Annotated in this window: 2 protein-coding genes; both read right to left on the bottom strand. The window is 60.7% G+C overall.

Features of this window, described 5'->3' with window-relative positions; genetic code table 11:
- Positions 1 to 156: 156 nt before the first annotated feature.
- On the bottom strand, positions 157 to 1,152 hold the full coding sequence (locus E1297_RS03175; protein ID WP_155133792.1) for an ABC transporter substrate-binding protein: 996 nt from the start codon (positions 1,150 to 1,152) through the stop codon (positions 157 to 159).
- A 221-nt stretch (positions 1,153 to 1,373) separates the two neighbouring features.
- Positions 1,374 to 2,768: an allantoinase PuuE gene (gene puuE / locus E1297_RS03170; protein WP_209015619.1), complete on the bottom strand. Its 1,395-nt coding sequence runs from the start codon at positions 2,766 to 2,768 to the stop codon at positions 1,374 to 1,376.
- Between the last annotated feature and the right edge of the window lie 164 nt (positions 2,769 to 2,932).

The raw sequence follows: 2,932 nt of genomic DNA, 5'->3' as shown, positions 1-2,932 counted from the left end.
TTGGATTTCTTTGAAAGAGATTTTTCGGGATCGCGGGCTTCACCCGCCCGTCATCCCATGGCCCGGCCATGGGATCCATGCCGTTACTCCATAACAAAAAAGGCCGCCCATGCGGGCGGCCTTTCGTCATTTCATAATTTCAAAAACCCCGGACGGCTACATCTTGTCCGTCACCGCCGTGCTCGTCGCACCTTGCGGGGCCTGGGTGATGACAGGGTCGGAGCCGCCCGCCAGAAGCGTGTCGACCGTGCGCTGATAGGCGTCCATGTCGAGCGTGCCATCCGAACCGTTGACCAGCTTGTTGATCTCGCCGACCATCCGCACCTGATGCTTTTCGGTCTGGGCGCCGGTGGCGTCGTTTTCAAGCACGATTTCGGCTGCTTCTTCCGGGTTCTGGGCCGCATAGTTCCAGCCCTTCATGGAGGCACGGACGAAGCGGGCGAGCTTGTCGACCATTTCCGGATCTTCGAGGCTCGATTCCAGCACGTACAGGCCGTCTTCCAGCGTGGCGACACCCTGATCCTCGTATTTGAACACCACGAGTTCCTCTTCCGGAATACCGGCGTCGATCACTTGCCAGTATTCGTTATAGGTCATGGTGGAAATGCAATCGGCCTGCTTCTGCAAGAGCGGGTCGACGTTGAAGCCCTGCTTCAGAACCGTGACGCCGCCCTCGCTGCCATCGGTCGGGATGCCGAGCTGGCTCATCCAGGACAGGAACGGATATTCGTTGCCGAAGAACCAGACGCCCAGCGTCTTGCCGCGAAAGTCCTCGGGCGACGTGATGCCCGTGTCCTTGCGGCAGGTCAGCATCATGCCGGAACGCTCGAAAGGTTGGGCGATGTTGACCAGCGGCACGCCCTTCTCGCGCGAGGCCAGCGCCGACGGCATCCAGTCAATGATGACATCCGCCCCGCCACCGGCAATCACCTGCGGCGGCGCAATGTCCGGTCCGCCGGGCTTGATCGTGACGTCGAGGCCTTCCTCGTCATAAAAACCCTTTTCCTCCGCCACATAATAACCGGCGAACTGGCCCTGCGTGACCCATTTGAGCTGCAACGTCAGATCGTCGTCGGCCTGCGCCGAAAGCCCCATGAGGCTCAATCCGAACGCTGCCGACAACCCTGTTTTCACGAGTGTTTTCACTGCCATTCCCCTCAAGCTTTTTGCGGGCGGATGCCCGGTTCTGGAAACGCAAATCGTGCCCCGGGAGGCCGTTTCCGGCCCCTCCCCAACACGCGGTCCGGCGGTTTCTCCTGGTCTGCCGATCGCCGCCTGCCTGACCATTTGGTCAAGAAACGTTAGGAAACTGGCGCGCGATTGGTCAAGATGAATTTTTCATCTTTATTTATACCAATGCGCCCGGACCCGGGTCAGGCCAGGATCTGGCCGAGACGCAACCGGGCGATTCGCTCCACCTGACGGCAGGCTTCCTCAAACTCGGTCGCGCGATCCTGGCCGATCCGCCGGTGGAACGCAGCCAAGATTGACGCCTTGTCATGATCCCGAACCGCGATGATGAAGGGGAAACCGTGCCGGGCAACATAGTCGGTGTTGAGCTGTGTGAAGGTTTCGCGTTCCTGATCGGTCAGCATGTCCAATCCGGCACTCGCCTGTTCACCGGTGCTGTCGGCGGTCAGACGCCCGGCTTGCGCCAGCTTTCCGGCAAGATCCGGGTGCGCGTTCAGGACCCCGAGACGCTCCGCTTCGCTGGCGGTGCGGAAAATCCGGCACAGCGCATTGTGCACGCCAGCCGCACAATCATGCGCCGGCCCCAGTTCCAGCTCGAAGGCACGTTCCGCAATCCAGGGAGAGTGCTCGAAAATGCCGCCAAACGCCTCGACAAAAGCCGCCTTGTCCATCCGGCTCGGCAGATCGCGGACCTCCGGCGGATGGGCTTCGGCCCAGTATTTGGCAATATCGATCCGGCGCGGGCACCACACGCTGTCAAACCCCTGAATGTATGCAATGAATTTCCGAAGGGCCGCCGCCTTGCCGGGCCGCCCGATCAACCGGCAATGCAGGCCGACCGACATCATCTTCGGCGCTCCTTCGGCGCCTTCCGTATAAAGAACGTCGAAGGCGTTTTTCAGATAGGCGAAAAAGTCGTCGCCGCTGGACCAGCCCGGTGAGACGGAAAAGCGCATGTCATTGGCTTCAAGCGTATAGGGAATGATCAGTTGCTGACGGCCGCCGACCTCAAGCCAGTAGGGCAGATCATCGTCATATGTGTCGGAAATATAGTCAAAGCCCCCCTCTTCAGCGACAAGGCCGGCCGTATGCTCCGAACACCGGCCGGTATACCAGCCGCGCGGGCGCTCACCCGTGACCTCGGTATGCAGCCGGACCGCCTCGGCGATCGCCGCGCGCTCCTCCTCCGGGCGCATGTCCTTGTGCTCAATCCATTTCAGCCCGTGGCTTGCAATTTCCCAGCCGGCGGTCTGCATGGCCTCGACCTGTTCCGGACTGCGGGCAAGGGCCGTTGCGACGCCATAGACCGTGACCGGAATGCCTGCCTTGGTAAACAGCCGGTGTAGCCGCCAGAACCCGGCCCGGGCGCCATACTCGTAAAGGCTTTCCATGTTCCAGTGGCGTTTTCCCGGCCACGGGGCCGCACCTGGAATGTCGGAGAGAAACGCCTCCGAGCCCGCATCGCCATGAAGCACGCAGTTTTCACCGCCTTCTTCATAGTTCAGGACAAACTGAACCGCGATTTTCGCCTCACCCGGCCACCGGACTTTCGGGGGCACCGGGCCGTAACCGCGCATGTTTCGGACATAGCGTTTCAAAATCAACCTCCAAGCATAAACCACTTTCTCGCTGGAGCGTTCTAGTGTGTTTCGGGGCTTGAGGGAACGTGTTCTTCCGGCCTGTCTTCGCAGCCGCTCCAACCGTTTTCCGAACGCAAAACAGCCCGCGACCGTTTCCGGTT

This window comes from Roseibium sp. RKSG952, from assembly GCF_009711355.1.
This window is presented reverse-complemented; position numbering and strand designations above follow the sequence as displayed.